The sequence below is a fragment of the Paraburkholderia sp. FW306-02-B genome, from assembly GCF_058782725.1.
On the sequence record NZ_JBYSXZ010000002.1, the window covers coordinates 2,642,545 to 2,658,302 of the forward strand.

General features: G+C 60.9%; 17 protein-coding genes. 5 read left to right on the forward strand and 12 right to left on the reverse strand.

Going from position 1 to position 15,758, the window contains the following annotated elements; all coding sequences use genetic code 11:
* Positions 1-10 precede the first annotated feature (10 nt).
* From AC3WOG_RS33155 to AC3WOG_RS33170, 4 genes are all read right to left on the reverse strand, one after another.
* On the reverse strand, positions 11-1,333 hold the full coding sequence (locus AC3WOG_RS33155) for an MFS transporter (protein ID WP_492581958.1): 1,323 nt from the start codon (positions 1,331-1,333) through the stop codon (positions 11-13).
* An 89-nt stretch (positions 1,334-1,422) separates the two neighbouring features.
* Positions 1,423-2,373: a 5-oxoprolinase subunit C family protein gene (locus tag AC3WOG_RS33160; protein ID WP_492581959.1), complete on the reverse strand. Its 951-nt coding sequence runs from the start codon at positions 2,371-2,373 to the stop codon at positions 1,423-1,425.
* Positions 2,370-3,137 (reverse strand): 5-oxoprolinase subunit PxpB, encoded by a 768-nt coding sequence (gene pxpB / locus AC3WOG_RS33165; RefSeq protein ID WP_492581960.1) that lies wholly within the window; start codon positions 3,135-3,137, stop codon positions 2,370-2,372. The genes AC3WOG_RS33160 and pxpB overlap by 4 nt, the downstream gene beginning before the upstream one ends.
* 102 nt (positions 3,138-3,239) lie before the next feature.
* The gene (locus AC3WOG_RS33170) at positions 3,240-3,674 is read right to left on the reverse strand and encodes a VOC family protein (RefSeq protein WP_492581961.1); all 435 of its coding nucleotides are present in this window, start codon (positions 3,672-3,674) and stop codon (positions 3,240-3,242) included.
* Positions 3,675-3,849: 175 nt separating this feature from the next.
* On the opposite strand from AC3WOG_RS33170, the gene AC3WOG_RS33175 reads away from it, so the two are divergent.
* Positions 3,850-4,737, forward strand: coding sequence for a LysR family transcriptional regulator (locus AC3WOG_RS33175; protein ID WP_492581962.1), 888 nt, complete (start codon positions 3,850-3,852; stop codon positions 4,735-4,737).
* Here AC3WOG_RS33175 and AC3WOG_RS33180 read toward each other — a convergent pair.
* A complete protein-coding gene (locus AC3WOG_RS33180) occupies positions 4,677-5,036 on the reverse strand; it encodes a YbjQ family protein (protein WP_492581963.1) in 360 nt (119 codons plus the stop codon). The two genes, AC3WOG_RS33175 and AC3WOG_RS33180, sit on opposite strands and share 61 nt — an antisense overlap.
* A 283-nt stretch (positions 5,037-5,319) precedes the next feature.
* On the opposite strand from AC3WOG_RS33180, the gene AC3WOG_RS33185 reads away from it, so the two are divergent.
* The 3 genes from AC3WOG_RS33185 to AC3WOG_RS33195 all read left to right on the forward strand — a co-directional run bounded on the left by AC3WOG_RS33185 (position 5,320) and on the right by AC3WOG_RS33195 (position 9,551).
* The gene (locus AC3WOG_RS33185) at positions 5,320-6,135 is read left to right on the forward strand and encodes a creatininase family protein (RefSeq protein ID WP_492581964.1); all 816 of its coding nucleotides are present in this window, start codon (positions 5,320-5,322) and stop codon (positions 6,133-6,135) included.
* 58 nt (positions 6,136-6,193) lie between these two features.
* Positions 6,194-7,366, forward strand: coding sequence for a YncE family protein (locus tag AC3WOG_RS33190; protein WP_492581965.1), 1,173 nt, complete (start codon positions 6,194-6,196; stop codon positions 7,364-7,366).
* Between the two features lie 505 nt (positions 7,367-7,871).
* On the forward strand, positions 7,872-9,551 hold the full coding sequence (locus AC3WOG_RS33195; RefSeq protein ID WP_492581966.1) for an alkaline phosphatase family protein: 1,680 nt from the start codon (positions 7,872-7,874) through the stop codon (positions 9,549-9,551).
* 75 nt (positions 9,552-9,626) lie between these two features.
* Here AC3WOG_RS33195 and AC3WOG_RS33200 read toward each other — a convergent pair whose 3' ends face one another.
* The 6 genes from AC3WOG_RS33200 to AC3WOG_RS33225 form a co-directional block, all read right to left on the reverse strand.
* A complete protein-coding gene (locus tag AC3WOG_RS33200) occupies positions 9,627-10,094 on the reverse strand; it encodes a universal stress protein (RefSeq protein ID WP_492581967.1) in 468 nt (155 codons plus the stop codon).
* Positions 10,095-10,312: 218 nt separating this feature from the next.
* The gene (glnA, locus tag AC3WOG_RS33205) at positions 10,313-11,818 is read right to left on the reverse strand and encodes a type I glutamate--ammonia ligase (protein WP_492581968.1); all 1,506 of its coding nucleotides are present in this window, start codon (positions 11,816-11,818) and stop codon (positions 10,313-10,315) included.
* Between the two features lie 82 nt (positions 11,819-11,900).
* Entirely contained in the window at positions 11,901-12,110 is a 210-nt protein-coding gene (locus tag AC3WOG_RS33210; RefSeq protein WP_341316786.1) for a hypothetical protein, read from the reverse strand.
* A gap of 62 nt (positions 12,111-12,172) precedes the next feature.
* Complete coding sequence (locus tag AC3WOG_RS33215; protein ID WP_492581969.1) at positions 12,173-12,466, reverse strand: GYD domain-containing protein; 294 nt, start codon at positions 12,464-12,466, stop codon at positions 12,173-12,175.
* Between the two features lie 160 nt (positions 12,467-12,626).
* On the reverse strand, positions 12,627-13,457 hold the full coding sequence (locus AC3WOG_RS33220; RefSeq protein WP_492581970.1) for a sugar phosphate isomerase/epimerase family protein: 831 nt from the start codon (positions 13,455-13,457) through the stop codon (positions 12,627-12,629).
* Positions 13,458-13,632: 175 nt separating this feature from the next.
* The gene (locus tag AC3WOG_RS33225; RefSeq protein WP_492581971.1) at positions 13,633-13,857 is read right to left on the reverse strand and encodes a helix-turn-helix domain-containing protein; all 225 of its coding nucleotides are present in this window, start codon (positions 13,855-13,857) and stop codon (positions 13,633-13,635) included.
* 193 nt (positions 13,858-14,050) lie between these two features.
* Between AC3WOG_RS33225 and AC3WOG_RS33230 the strand changes: the two genes are divergently transcribed.
* Positions 14,051-15,478, forward strand: a complete 1,428-nt coding sequence (locus tag AC3WOG_RS33230; protein WP_492581972.1) for an MFS transporter — start codon at positions 14,051-14,053, stop codon at positions 15,476-15,478.
* A gap of 90 nt (positions 15,479-15,568) precedes the next feature.
* On the opposite strand, the gene AC3WOG_RS33235 is transcribed toward AC3WOG_RS33230, so the two are convergent.
* On the reverse strand, positions 15,569-15,724 hold the full coding sequence (locus AC3WOG_RS33235; protein WP_492581973.1) for a hypothetical protein: 156 nt from the start codon (positions 15,722-15,724) through the stop codon (positions 15,569-15,571).
* Positions 15,725-15,758 lie beyond the last annotated feature (34 nt).

Consider the following 15,758-nt stretch of genomic DNA (forward strand, 5'->3'; position numbering starts at 1 on the left):
GGGATTGCCTTTACAGCAAGGAGGAATCCGCCGTTTCGCGCGTCCTCACAAGCGTCAACAAACCGATGGCCGCCGCGCCGACGAGCAGGAACGCGGGACTCAGCAGATTGCCGGTCTTTCCGATCAGCGCGGTCGCAATGTAAGGCGTCACGCCGCCGCCAAGAATGGTGCCGAAATTGAAGCTGAAGGCCATCCCGGTGTAACGCACCCGCGTCGGGAATTGCTCGGCATAGGTCGGATATCCCACCGATTGAACGACCGGCATCGGCAGCGCGACGATAAACATCGCGAGGAAGGCGAGAGCGAGATTCTGATGGTTCATGAGCATCATCATCGGGAACACCAGCACGATGTATCCGGTAAAGCCGACCGCAAGCACGCGACAGCGTCCAATGCGGTCGGAAAGCCCTCCCCACACCGGCATCAGCACAGCCATCGAGATGCTGACGATCGACATGATCCAGTAGACGCTCGTCTTGTCGTACTTCAGGTACGTGGTCATGTAGATGTTCATGAAGACGAAACCCACCCAGTAGCCGGCGTTTTGTCCAAACGAAATCAGGAACACTTTCAGCATGGCGGCACGATGGTGCGCAAGCACTTCCGCGAGCGGCGCTTTCAGCGGCTCGCTGTGTTCGAGGGTCTTCCTGAATGCGACGGACTCTTCCACACGTTTGCGCACATAGGCCGACACCAGCACAAGCGGAACAGCCGCAAGGAATGGAATCCGCCAGCCCCAGTCGTGCAACTGCGACGAACTGATGGCAGCCGTAGTCAGCCCGCACACTGCCGCGGCAAGCGCGCCACCCAGCGCCACACCGACTGGCGTGAACGCGCCATAAAATCCGCGGCGTCCGCGAGGCGCCGATTCAGCGACATAAGCGGCGGCACCGGTCACTTCCGCGCCCGAGAAAAATCCCTGCGCGAGACGCACGACCAGAAGCGCAGCCGGAGCGAAGACACCCGCGCTCGCCGCGGTCGGCAGCAGGCCGACGACAGCGGTCGCAATACCCATACCGATAACGGTCACTAGCAAGATGGCGCGGCGCCCGAGCTTGTCGCCGAGGCGTCCCAGCACGATTCCGCCGACGGGTCGCATGAGGAATGCGCTGCCGAAGATCGCGAGGATCGAGAGCAGCGCTGCGGTCGGATCGTTCGACGGGAAGAACAGCGGTCCGATTACCGCGGCCATGTAACCGTAGACGCCGAATTCGTAGTACTCGATCGCGGTTCCGACGGCTGCAGCGGTCGCGGCCTTGCGAGCGACGTGTTTGGTCGAAAGGGATGCGGGTGGGATCTCTGCGTCAAAGGTGGCGGTTGGGACGTGGGGCATTTTGCGTTCCGTTGTGAGGATGAAAGATGGACTACGTCCCGCCGAGGTTGCGGATGAAATCGCGATCGAAGCCGCGACTCAGATCGCGATCACGCGCGGCACAGCTGCTCCAGTTGCGCGAAGCTACGCTCCTGGGACAGAAGAAGGCGCTGCGCCTCTGCCAGATCGACCAGCTCGAAGCGCACGGTGTCGCCGGGTATCTGTTGGGCGAGGCGCGGCAAGTCGACGGCGCATACGTGCGCGATCTTCGGATAGCCGCCGGTCGTCTGGCGGTCCGCCATCAGGACGATCGGCTGACCATCGGCAGGCACCTGTATCGCGCCGAAACCCACTGCCTCGGACGCCATTTCCCGAGGCTCGATGAGACTGAGTCCAGGGCCTTGCAGGCGATAACCCATGCGGTCGGACTGCGCGGTGATCCGGTACGTTTCCCGCTCGAGCGCCCGCCTTGCGTTCGCCGTGAAATATCGCCATTCGCGCCCCGGCGTGATCCTGATCGGCGCGTCATTCGATAACAGCACGTCTTCGGCGAAAACCGTTTCAGGAAAGAGCGAGACGCTACGGCACGCCGCGCTTTCCTGTGTGAACAGCATGTCGCCCTTCTTCAAAGGCCGGCCGGCGTGCCCGCCGTAACCGCCGCGTGCAAACGTGCTCGTGCTGCCCATGACCGGTTCGATCGAGAAGCCGCCGCGCACGGCGAGGTAGGTACGCAGCCCTGCATGGCGATTGCCGAACGATATCTCGCAGCCTGCCGGCACATTCAACGAGCAATGACTGAAGAGCGGCTGTCCGTCGAGCTGGCAGTCGAGATTGCCGCCACAGAACGCAATCGTTGCCTTCTCGTGAAATCTGAGCGTCGGCCCCATCAGCGTAATTTCGAGCGTCGACGTAACGGGCGCGTTGCCGACCAGTGCATTGGCCAGCCGATGCGCCCGTTCATCCATCACACCGTTGACCGGAATGCCAAGATGCTGATGGCCGACGCGGCCGAGATCCTGAAAAGTGCTCAACGCCCCCGGCTTGATGACCTCGATGCTCATCGCGCCTCCTCTGCACGCCGGCTCGCCGGCCCATACGCCTGAAACTGCGCCGGCGTGATCGGCATGAAGCGGATCCGGTCGCCTGCGTTCACAAGACACGGCGTATCGCGCGACGGATCGAACATCAGACAGGGCGTCCGGCCGATCAGATTCCAGCCGCCCGGCAGGGTCATCGGATAGATGACGGTTTGCCGGTTGGCGAGACCAATGGAACCGGGAGCAACCGCCATACGAGGTGTCGCGCGCCGGGCCGGCGACAGGCGTTCGTCGAACATGCCGATGTACGGATGTCCAGGAGCAAAGCCGAGCAGCATCACGTCCACCAGCGAGCCACTGTGCAGCGCGATGATTTCGTCGGTGGCGAGACCACACGAGCGCGCCACTTCTTCAAGATCCGGTCCGTGTTCCCCGCCATAGCACACCGGGATTTCCACGACGCGCGCCGACTCAGGCAGCGCTGCGGATACGCCTTCCAGCAGGTCGGCCACCACTTTCGCCAGCGCGTCGTAAGGCGCCTGCGTTTCATGCGAAAGCGGAACGCGCGACGGCGCGTAGTGAATGCCGACGGTCGTCATCGCAGGTGCGATGTCGGTCACAAAGGCGAGTTGCGCGGCTGCGACGCGCGCCGCCAAGTCCCGCGCCCGCCGGTTCTGCTCGACGCGGTCGGCACCTGCCACGTCGATGATCAGAAGGCTCTCGCCCGACGGAAAGAGCGACCATGAACACTCAGGAACAGCTTCCGGCAGGAAAGGCTCGCTTTTCATGGGGCAGATCCAGCTTCAGGGCAGAGTTCGGCGCAATCAGCGGCGCAACGAGCAACGCTATGACAGCGCCGTCATTCGGGAAGTGAACAGGCGGCTGAACGCTTACTTGGCGAACAGCGATTCGATATTGGCGAACGCCTTGATTTCGAGCGCGTTGCCCGACGGATCGAGGAAGAACATCGTGGCCTGTTCGCCCACTTCGCCCTTGAAACGAATGTGCGGCTCGATGATGAATTCGATGCCGGCCGCTGTCAGCTTGTTCGACGCGGCATGCCACTGCTCCATCGGCAGCACGACGCCAAAGTGCCTGACCGGCACGGCGTCGCCGTCTACCGCACTGGTCGCGCGGTGACCGGCTTCTTCCGGTGCCAGATGGGCCACAATCTGGTGACCGTAGAAATTGAAGTCCACCCAGTCGGCAGCGCTGCGGCCTTCCGGACAACCCAGCAGATCGCCGTAGAATTCGCGGGCCGCGGAGATGCTGTGAACCGGAAAGGCAAGATGAAAAGGAGAGATGACGGCAGTCGTGTCGCTCATGGTCGGACCGATACAGGTTGGATGATTTAGCCGGCGACGGGACCGAAACCGCTTCATCCCATCGTGCTGGAACGACCCGGAGGTCACGCCATGAAGAGCAGTCTAGGGATGACAAAAATAGTGCAAAAGCGATATATTTTCACCCTCAGCAACAATAATTTCGATCAATAAACCCATGATGCGAGAGCTCAAAACCTTCCTGGCTGTCGTGCGCTACGGCACCTTCGCCAGTGCCGGCTCTCATATCGGACTGACGCAGTCAGCCGTCTCCGCGCAAATTCAGCGACTGGAAGAAGACCTCGGATTTGCGCTGTTCGATCGGACGGGGCGATCCGCGACGCTCAACGAGTCCGGCAAGCAAACGGTCAAACTGGCTGAAGATGTGTTGTCCGCCTATGCGCGGCTGGCGGAGAAAAGCGGCGATGCGGAGCGCTCCGGCATTCTGCGCATCGGCGCCATTGCGTCGGCGCAGGCGTCGTTTCTCATCAGCGCGATTCAGCAATTCCGGCGGCATTCGCCTGGATGGAGGATTCGTGTCGTCCCCGGCGTGTCGCTCAACCTGCTGACACAGGTGGACTCGGGCGAGGTAGATATTGCGGTGATCATCAAACCGCCGTTCGCGTTGCCCGCAGAGTTGCAGTGGCGCACCCTGATGACGGAGGCCTTTGCGCTGCTGGTTCCCCGCGAGCTTGCGGATCAGCCATGGCGCACGCTGCTGAAGACAGAACCCTTTGTCAGGTACGACCGGAATTCCTTCGGTGGCCGGCTTGTCGATCGGTTCCTGAGAAGGATCCGGGTCACGGTGCACGACGTGGTCGAACTGGATGAATTGCAGGGGATCGTGGGGCTCGTCTCTCACGGCGTCGGCATTTCGCTGGTTCCCGAGGCAGCGGCGCTCCACCTGCCTGACAACGTCGTCGCGCTGTCCTTGGGAGAAGACACGTTCAACCGTGAAATTGGACTTGTTCAGCGAGGCACACAACATCAGCAACCCGCGATCGCTCAGTTTTCCGCTTGCCTGTGTTCCGCGGTCGATGGGATTGCGTGGACCGCCGTCCCGTAACACAGTACCTCTGTGATTCCTTTCGCTATTTCGGTTGCGTCATAGCGCATGCCGATGATCGCGTTTGCCCCCAAGTCGGCAGCTTGCGCGATCATGCGTTCGTATGCATCCTGTCGCGCTCGCTCGCACAGCGACGTGTACAGCGAGATGTTTCCGCCGAATATCGTCTGCAGGGATGCGCCAAGCGCCCCGACGATGGATCGGGATCGAACGACGATCCCACGAGCGACGCCTAAGGAGCGGTCTATCCTGTGGCCCGGAAGCGCAAACGTCGTTGCGACCATATGTCTTTCTATCATCGTCTTCTCAATGTCTGGTTTTTGTCGCTGACGGATCGCGGACCGGGGCTACGCTTAATACCTGGACCCACATCCCTGTGGAATTAGATCGTTCACCGTTGGCACGTGATTCGGAATGCATTGTGACATGGCCCGTTTTCGTGCGGCGATACGTACTACGCTAGCGGTCCAGTCACCAACGAGCTAGTTGAGCTTGATCACGGAAGAGACGTTCCCTTGTCAACCAGGCTCCCGTATCCCGTAGACTGATCTCCCATACTCCCCCTTCCTTCGAGGATTCAGGATGCGCCTCACCCTACGGCGAGCTTTCGCTTCTGTCATGTTGCTTGTCACTACTCAAGCGGTCCTCGCGCAAACACCAAAAACGGTGCAGCTGGAGGACCTCAGCTGGACCGAGCTGCGCGATCAGATTCATGCGGGCAAGACCACCATCATCATTCCCATCGGCGGGACCGAGCAAAGCGGGCCCGACGTCGCGCTCGGCAAGCACAATGCGCGGGTGAAGGTGCTGTCCCAGCGTATTGCAGAGGGCCTGGGCAACGCGCTCGTCGCGCCGGTCATTGCCTACGTGCCTGAGGGAGGCTACGCCCCGCCGACCTCGCACATGCGTTTTCCCGGCACGATCACGGTGCCCGACGACGTGTTCGAAAAGACGCTGGAATCCGCCGCCAACAGCTTCAAGGTCCACGGCTTCAGGAACATCGTTTTTCTCGGCGATCACGGCGGCTATCAGAACGACATCAAGCTGGCGGTAGCCCGGCTCAACAAGGTATGGGCCGGCTCCGGCGCGAGGGCATTTGTGCCGCCCGAGTATTACGGCGCCAGCTCCGACGGATACGCACAAATCCTGCGCCAGCACGGCTACCGCGACGACGAGATAGGCACTCACGCGGGACTCGCGGATACGTCGCTGTTGCTGGCGGTCGCGCCCCAGATGGTGCGGCTGGAACACCTGCGAAGCGGCCCGAAACTCGGGGCCGCCGATGGTGTCTACGGGGGCGATCCGCGTCGCTCGAGCGTTGAACTCGGTCAGCTCGGCATCGATGCAATCGTGTCGCAGACCATTGACGGCGTCAGGAAAGAAATCGCCGGCCGCTGACGGGTTCGCCGGCGTCCAGGCTTTGTTTTCAATTACCCCCTCGATAACGGAAGTCGATATGCATTCGTGTTCCCGTCGTTTGTCACGCCTTGCCTCGTCAATCGGTGCCGCGTTGGCCGGCTTATGGATGGCCGGCGCCGTGTCCGCCGCACCGGCCGTCGCCACGGTAGCCGGCATGCCGCCCGTGGTGAATGCCAGCAACCTCTATAGCGAAGCAGGCGCGGGCCACCTCAGTCCAGCGGTGTCGGGCGCCTTGCCGCGGGTCTATGTGCCCAATCTGCGCTCGAACGATGTCTATGTGATCGATCCGGCGACGTTCAAGGTGGTCGATCGTTTTCATGTCGGACTCAGCCCGCAGCACGTCGTTCCTGCGTGGGATCTGCAGACGCTGTGGGTGGCCAACAATGCGGAAGGCCGACCCGATGGCAGCCTGACGCCGATCGATCCGAAGACCGGAAAAACCGGCAAGGCGGTCATGGTCGACGATCCCTACAACATGTACTTCACGCCGGACGGCAAGGAAGCGATCGTGGTGGCGGAAGCGCACGCGCGGCTGGACTTTCGCGATCCGCATACGATGACGCTGAAGTCGAGCCTTTCCGTACCGGAGTGCAAGGGTATCAATCACGCCGATTTTTCGATTGACGGCAAGTACGCGCTGTTCACCTGCGAATTCGGCGGGAAGCTGGCGAAGATCGATCTCGTCGACCGCAAGGTCGTGGGCTACCTTCAACTCGACAAAAAGGGCATGCCGCAGGATATTCGCGTCTCGCCGGACGGCAAGGTGTTCTATGTCGCCGACATGATGGCCGACGGCGTTTTCATGGTCGACGGCGATAGCTTCGCGAAGCTCGGTTTCGTCAAGACCGGCGTCGGTACGCACGGCCTGTACCCGAGCCGGGACGGCACCAGACTATACGTCGCCAATCGGGGCTCCAATCTGATCCACGGACCGCGCCACGGCAAGGGAAGCGTGTCGGTAATCGACTTCGCCACACGCAAGATCGTCGCGAACTGGCCGATTCCGGGCGGCGGCAGTCCCGATATGGGCAACGTCAGCGCGGATGGCCAGATGCTGTGGCTGTCCGGAAGGTTCGACGACGTGGTCTACGCGATCGACACGACCACCGGCGCGGTCAGGTCCATTCCAGTTGGCGCGGAACCGCACGGACTCACCGTCTGGCCGCAGCCCGGGCGCTATTCGCTGGGCCACACCGGCAACATGCGTTGACCAGTGACGCGTGACGACCGGTTGAGCCGCATACATTTTCATGCTCTGCGGCTCAACTTCGTCACGCTACCGGCGTATCAGAAACGCCGATCCCGTTCAGTCCCCGGCGTGAACGAAACCCCACGCAACACCTCGGCAAATCCCGCGCTGCGCAACGCCACGAATTTCTCGCGAGCCACACCAGATGCGCTCGTATTCGTGAGTATGTCGCGAATTCAACCAGCTTATTCAGCTCCGCACCGACATCGCCGTTACCACTGATGGCCGATGTAACTGGCAAGTGCAGCCGGTTCACCGTAGCAATGCTAGATGAAAGAGTGGTTACCGCGACTTCGGTGCAAATCCGAATCGCAAATTGCGATGTTGAGTGAATTTTTTGGGTTTATGCCCCAGTTCGCTCTTACGTTAGCGAATCGAAAGAACCGGTTCATCTGCACGACTCAATTCCGTTGCACATTCATCCTGCATTACAAAATATTTCGCGACTACTTTCATAGGACAGGACATGAAGACGATCAGGAGATGGATGCGCGTACAGAGCGCCATCGGCGCCGGCATAGTCGTACTCGCCGGACTGCATGCGCCAGGCGCGGCGGCGCGTGATGCGAACGAACATGAACATGATCACGACGCAGTGAAGCACGTGCTGCTGATCAGCTTCGACGGGTTGCACGAGCAGGATGTCGCACGCTGTATCGGTTCGAACACGTGCCCCAATCTCGCGTTGCTGGCGAAGGCCGGCACCACGTACACCAACGCGCACACGCCGGGCCTATCGGATTCATTCCCGGGGCTCGCCGCATTAGTCACGGGCGGTTCGCCGAAGACAGCGGGCCTGTTCTATGACGTGTCTTATGACCGCACGCTCTACGCACCAACCGATACCCATTGCACGGGCAAGCAGGGGTGGAATGTCGTGTTCGACGAGACCACGGGCGTCGATGGAGAAAACGGCGGTGCGCTGAAGCATCTCGACGGCGGCGGCGCATTCAATCCGCAGGCCATCCCGAACGCGTTGATCAACGGCGTCTGTACGCCCGTGTATCCGCACAACTACGTGAAGACGAACACGATTTTCGAGGTGGTCAAGCAACACGTGAAGGATGCACGAACCGCCTGGGCGGACAAGCATGCGTGGGGCTACGACTGGCTCAACGGACCGTCTGGCAAGGGCGTCGACGATCTTTCCCGCACAGAGATCAACTCGATCGATCCGGCTACTCAAACGAGCTACACCGATGTCTACACGCACACGGAACAGTTCGACGACCTTCATGTGCAATCGCTGATCAACGAAATTGACGGCAAGGACTCGACCGGTAAACCCGGCGCCGACGTGCCCACCGTTTTCGGCACCAACTTCCAGACCTTGAGCATCGCACAAAAGGCGCTGGTGGCAAACGGCGGCGGCTATCTGGACGCCAGCTTTACGCCGGGCCCGCAGGTGACGGGTGCGATTGCTTACATAGACAACGCTTTGGGCCGCATCGTCTCCGAGCTCAAGCAGCGTAACCTTTACTCGTCCACGGCGATCATCGTCACCGCGAAGCATGGCCAGTCCCCGACAGACCATTCGAAGCTGATAAAGAACGGCGACACGCTCTCGAAACTGCTTGAAGCAAACAACTATCTGGATCCGAACGGCAACTTTGGGCAGAACAACACAGCGAGCGGCAATCTGAATGACGGGACGGGTCTCGTCAATACGGGCATGGTGCAGACCGACGACGTCGGCCTGATCTGGTTGCGCGATCAAAGCCAGCTGTCAGCAGTGGTGAAAACGCTGAAGGACAACCTGAGCTGCAATGCGCCCGGCATTTGCGCGGATGGCCCGCAAGCGTACATTCTGTACGGCCCGCAGATCGCTGCCCGGTTCGGCGATCCCGCGAGCGGACGCACGCCCGATATCATCGTGCAGCCGAACCCGGGCGTCATCTATACGTCGAGTAAGACCAAGGACGAGGAACACGGCGGCAACGCACCCGACGACAACCATCTCGGTCTCGTGGTCTACATGCCCGGAGCCCGTCACGCTGGACGGACCGTCGACGAACCGGTGCTGACGACGCAGGTCGCGCCGACGATCCTGCGCATGCTCGACCTCGAGCCCGAACTGCTGCATTCGGTGGCGATCGAAGGAACACGCACGCTGCCCGGCTTCGATCGCGAACACGGTCACTTTTAAGCACGCAAAGCCGTCATCAGCAGCGGCGAGCGGCCCACAACCGGCGCGGCGCGACTCCCGAGACGTTCAACGGTCTCAAGTCGCGCCGTGGCCGGTTTTCGTCGACTGCCGGACGACGAGGACCGGGATCTGACTGTGCGTCAGGACCTTCTGGGTCTCGCTGCCGAGCAAAAATGCCCGCATGCCGCTTCGACCGTGGGAGGCCATGACGATGAGATCACAGTTGCGCTGTTCCGCAACGCCGATAATCGCCTCGTAAGGATGGGCACGATTCATGGCAACCGTGTCGCACTCGACACCTGCTTGCGCAGCCGCTCGGGTGATGACCGCGAGGTAGTCATCCGCACGCTGCCGGGCAGCCTGAATGACGCGCTCCTCATTGTCCGCGATCATCTCCGTGCCATACGCAAGAACGCGAAATTCCGGAATGACATGGAGCCCCGTGACTTTGGCTCCGCTTTCCACGGCGAGCGTCACCGTCATGTGAATGGCGGCTTCAGAGAGCGCCGAGCCGTCGGTCGGCACCAGCAGATGCTTGAACATACGTTTCTCCCGGCAACCAGGCCTGGCCGCGGTGACATCCCGTTCGGCGCTTACCGCCCGAAGCCTGGCACACCTGAATCAAAGGCGACCTCCTTGAGTATAGTCACCCCGACGCGGTGCCGGGCGGCAACCTGTTTGCACGATCTCTGGCGGCCGCTGCACTGCGTATCGTCAATACGAAACCTCCCAGGCGGGTCATGACCGGCTCGCCAGTTATTTTAAGTATCGAAATACAGGTAAAACTCCCAGGGATGCGGACGCAGTTTGATCGCGTCGATCTCGCGTTTGCGCTTGTATTCGATCCAGGTCTCGATCACATCTTCGGTGAAAACATCGCCTTTGCGCAAAAACGCATTATCGGCCTCCAGTGCCGCGAGCGCCGCGTCGAGCGAGCCCGGGACCTGCCGGATGTGGCTGGCTTCTTCGGGCGGAAGGTCGTAAATGTTCCGGTCGAGCGGATCGCCCGGATCGGTCCTGTTTTCAATCCCGTCGAGACCGGCCATCAGCATCGCCGCAAAAGCGAGGTACGCATTGGCCGACGGGTCCGGACAGCGGAACTCGACGCGCCTCGCATTCGGCGAATCCGAATACATCGGGATGCGCGCCGCGGCCGAACGGTTGCGCTGTGACATTGCCAGATTGACCGGCGCCTCATACCCCGGGACCAGGCGCTTGTACGAATTGGTGGTGGGCGCGCAAAAAGCCATTAGCGCGGGCGCGTGTTGCAGCAAGCCGCCGATGTACCAGCGGCACATGTCGGACGTCAGCGCCCAACCGCTTGCGTCGTAAAACAGATTCTGTTCGTCTTTCCACAGGCTCTGGTGACAATGCATGCCGCTCGCATTGTCGGCAAACAGCGGCTTCGGCATGAAAGTTGCCACTTTTCCATGCCGGCGCGCGACGTTCTTGCAGACATACTTGTAGATCATCACGTTGTCGGCCATGCGCGTGAGCGTTGCAAAGCGCATGTCGATCTCGTTCTGGCCTGCTGTCGCTACCTCGTGGTGATGCACTTCAATCTGTACACCGGCCTGCTGCAGTGTCAACGCGATCTCCGAGCGGATCTCCTGCAGCGTGTCGTGAGGCGGCACCGGGAAATAACCCTCCTTGTAGCGCTGTTTGTAGCCGAGATTGCCACCGCCGTACGCGCCCTCGTCGCGACCTGCGTTCCAGTCGCCCTCGGCCGACTCGACATAGTAGAAGCCGCAATGCTGGTCCTGGCCGAAGCGGATGGAGTCGAAAATGAAGAACTCCAGTTCGGGTCCGAAATAGCACGTCGTCGCCATACCGGTCTGGCGCAGGTAGTTTTCCGCTTTTTTCGCCACATAGCGCGGATCGCGCGAATACGGTTGCTGCAACACCGGATCGACCACGTCGCAGATGAGCGATAGAGTCGGCGTGTCGCAAACCGGATCGACGAAGGCGGTCGCCGGATCGGGTCTGAGCAGCATGTCCGATTCGTGGATCTCCTGAAAGCCGCGAATCGACGAGCCGTCGAAGCCGATGCCGGCGCCAAAGAGGTCCGGGTGAACTTCCGGAAGTGTGATCGAGAAGTGCTGCCAGAGCCCGGGTAAGTCGGTGAATTTCAGATCGACGATCTGGATATTTGTTCTCTCCAGCAGTTCTATCACGTCGCTCGCACTTGCTGGCCGAGTGACGCGGTAGCGACCTGCGTCGACAGACACCGCGAAAGGCGATCCAGAATGATCTTGCGTAGTGGACATTGGCTTGCTCCTCTTCCGGCCCTCTGCCTCTGATCCAACTTTAGTCTGTCCACTTACGAAAACAAGGCGCCCGCCGGCCTGGCTACCGGTCTTCCTCCAGCGCTTTCAGATAAGCGTCGCCGGCGTCTTGAGCAGCAGCGCGCATGGCGTATGTTTCGTCCGAAACGAGCGAACGTTTGACCTTTTGTGCCCCAAAGTCGACCAGCGTGATGACCCAGACATAGGCGCCAGACTGCTCGGCCGTTTGCACGAAAGCGCGCACCTCATCGCTGTCGTTTACCTTCGCTTTCATAGTGACCTCCAGAGAAACTGTCGCGGAAAGAAAACGGTTCGCGTGCCGGATGCCGGCGTAATTTACGGGAGTCTGGCAAGACTCGCGCTGAATTCGTCCTTCGTGAACGCACGGAGCGTTTGTGTGCGGACATTGCCTGCGGAGCCGAGCGCGTAGCCGAATGACGTGAAGCTTTGCTCATCCGGTGCTTCCACGATCGTGACAATGTCATATTGGCCCAACGTCCAGTAGATCTCTTTCATTTCGCAGCCAAAACTCTTGGCCAGCTCCATCGCCAGACCGGCCCGCTGTGGGCTGTTTTTGATGTTGCGTATACCTTGATCAGTGAATTGTGCAAGAACCACATAAGTTGCCATGACGATTCCCCTTACGATTGGTACGAGTCGGGATTCACACGCGCAGACAGACCGCGAACGCTACAGCGATCGCGTTGCTCGAAAGCGTTCTGCGCGTAACCTGATTTTAGGCAATGGAATCACGTGCCACTGACTGTTTGGATGCCCTCATTGAGTACGATCAGTCTGGACCGTATGTCGTCTCGAGTACGGCAAGGGTAGCTTTGCGAAGCTTCCGCGCCCGCTCAGTGGCCTTCGCCGTCTTCCCCCAGCCTTCCATCGGCACTTCGATGCTGATCGGCAGATCGTCCGGCAACGCACGCAGGATTCCGGCCAGATCGAGGCCACCCTCGCCCGGAATCAGCCGCTCGCAACGCGCCTGATAGAGCAGCGTTTGGAGGTCCTTCGGACGCTCGGCAGGTGCGTCGCAAAACTGCAGGTAGCGGAAGTATTCGCGCGGCAACGCACGCAGTTCGTCGGTCGACGAGCCTGCGCGATCGAAGTGGATCGGATCGACGAGCAGTCCAATATTCGCCCTCCCCGCTGCCTTCACGATACGCGCGGCCTGCGTGATGTTGCTGGCGTCGGTCCATGGCATCGGTTCGATCGACGGCGTGAGTCCGAGGGGCGCGGCGAGGTCGCATAGCTTCGCCAGGTTATCGGCGGTACGCGCTTCGTCGGGATCGTTGCCCGCGACGAGCACGTAGCGCGCGCCAAGCTCAGCCGCCGTTTCGAGCATCGGCTTGTAGGCCGCCACATCGGTATCGGGCTTGAGGCGCAGGATCTCGGTATCGAGCACGCCCACACCGGTGTCCTTCAGGCGCGCGAGCGCCTCGCGTTTCAATGGCGTATCGCCAACGAAGTCGTAACGCACCTCTTGATCCGTGGCGGGTAGAAGCCGCAAGCCGACGAAATCGTAGCCGGCATCAGCTGCGCACTGGACCATCCGCGGCGGCGTCAATTCGATGACCGTCAATGCGGCAAGCGACAACGGGCGATTTTTCCGTGACATGTCCTTCTCCTATGAGCGCACGTTGGCCTGGCGCTACCGTTAGCGAGCGGGCATCGGCGCACGGCCCGCCGCCTGTGCTGTCTTGCCGCTGGCACCAACTGCGCCGGGACCTTCATGGTCAGTCGTACCCACCGCGTACAGCGCCGACAATCGATTTGCAATCCTGATCGAGTACTTACGCTGAGCCAGCCGTCTTCAGGCCGGCGAAGGTTCCGAAGCTGCCGGGGAACACCTTCACCGCGTCAGTCAGCAGCCGGTGCGTTGCACTGCGGCGAATCCGCAGATCTTCTGACATAGCGCTCAGCGGCAATCCGCCCGCGCTTTGCGCCAGCAATTCGATGATTGCCAATCCTCGATCCAGAGCGCCCGGGTAGCTGCATTCCCGCGAAGGACTTGCCATGCCTGTCTCCGTTTGCGTGTCACCCGACGGGTAAACACCGAGTGGAATTTCGTCCCACACCCTATGGGAGACTATTCCACACACAACGGACTTGGATCAATATGGGTCCCAGTACCTCACCGACCGCGCGCTGCCTATCGGAACAAAGAAGCCGAAGAACGCCCGGCCTCAACAAGCCAATTTCGGAGACGACATGGAAGCCCAATCGCAAGGAGCATCCAGCCCGGACGACGTGCTACATCATCGCAAGCAGACCAGAAAGGCGACCGCGAGCGGCTGGATCGGCTCGGCGCTGGAGTACTACGATTTCTTCATTTATGCGCAGGCCGCGGCGCTGATCTTCCCGCAGTTGTTCTTTCCGTCAGGCAATCCGAAAGTGGCGATCATCGCGTCGCTGGCAACCTATGGCGTCGGTTACGTTGCACGGCCGATCGGCGCGTTCTTCCTCGGACACTGGGGCGACACGCACGGCCGCAAAACCGTGCTCCTGGTGTGCATGTTCCTGATGGGCGCATCGACGATGGCCGTCGGTCTCCTGCCGACGTACCACCAGATCGGCATGCTGGCCCCGACGCTTCTCGTCATCGTGCGTCTGATCCAGGGCTTCGCGGTGGCCGGCGAAATCTCCGGCGCGAGTTCAATGATTCTCGAGCACGCGCCCTTCGGCCGCCGGGGGTATTACGCAAGCTTCACGCTGCAGGGCGTGCAGGCCGGGCAGATTCTCGCCGCGGCCGTCTTCCTGCCGCTCGCGTATTTCATGCCGGAAGACGCGTTCAATTCGTGGGGTTGGCGCATTCCGTTCCTGCTCTCCGCTGGCGTACTGGTCGCGGGCTACATCATCCGCCGTGAAGTCGAGGAAACGCCCGCGTTTACCAAGGAAGCCGGCGAAGCGGAAGTGCCGAAGGCGCCGATCAGGGAAGCGTTCAAGTACGGTTGGAAGGACATGATCCGCGTTGTCTGCATGGCGCTGATGAACGTGATCCCTGTCGTCGCTACGATCTTCGGCGCGGCCTACGCGGTGCAGGCCGCATACGGTATCGGCTTTCACAAGAGCGTGTATCTGTGGATTCCAGTCGTCGGCAATATCGTCGCGGTGCTGGTGATTCCGTTCGTCGGCAATCTGTCGGATCGCATCGGCCGCAAATTGCCGATCGCGGTCGGCGCGATCGGCTCGGGGCTGCTTTCGTTCGGTTATCTCTACGCGATCAGCATTCACAACATGCCACTCGCGTTCATCATGTCGCTGCTGATGTGGGGCGTCGTCTACCAGGGTTATAACGCGATCTTCCCGAGCTTCTACCCGGAACTCTTCCCGACGCGCTCCCGCGTTTCGGCAATGGCGATCGCGCAGAACATCGGCACGCTCATTACCGCACTGCTGCCAGCGCTGTTCGCGACTGTCGCGCCGCCGGGATCGGCCAACGTTCCGCTCACCGTCGGCTCGATCACGCTGGGCGTGACGATCATCGCGGCGCTCGCGGCATGGAGCGCACGCGAGACGTATCGCATCCCGATGAGCCAGCTCGGCGAGCCCGACGCCGTTCCTATCGGCAAAGCCGAATATGACCGGTTGCGCGGCCAAACCGTAGCGGACGAGAAGCTGGCAAGGGCGTCCGCCTGACCAAGCTTCACGGCGCGCTCGTCACGATGCCGCACCAAGTCGCGACGACCGCGCTGGTCGACGAACTGACGCCGACAGCGCCGATTCGTTTCAACGCTGACGACGATACGCTTCGGCCATGAGCGCGCTGACCTCAGCGCGGGTCTTCAACGCATCCCGGATTGCGTCGGGAAGCCGCGAGAGCCATTCGAAAACGGCCGGCGCGAGAACGGTGGCGGCAATTGCTGCTGTAATAAGCGATTTCATAAGTGGGGGCCTGAGTAGGTTCTTCCGGCTAGCG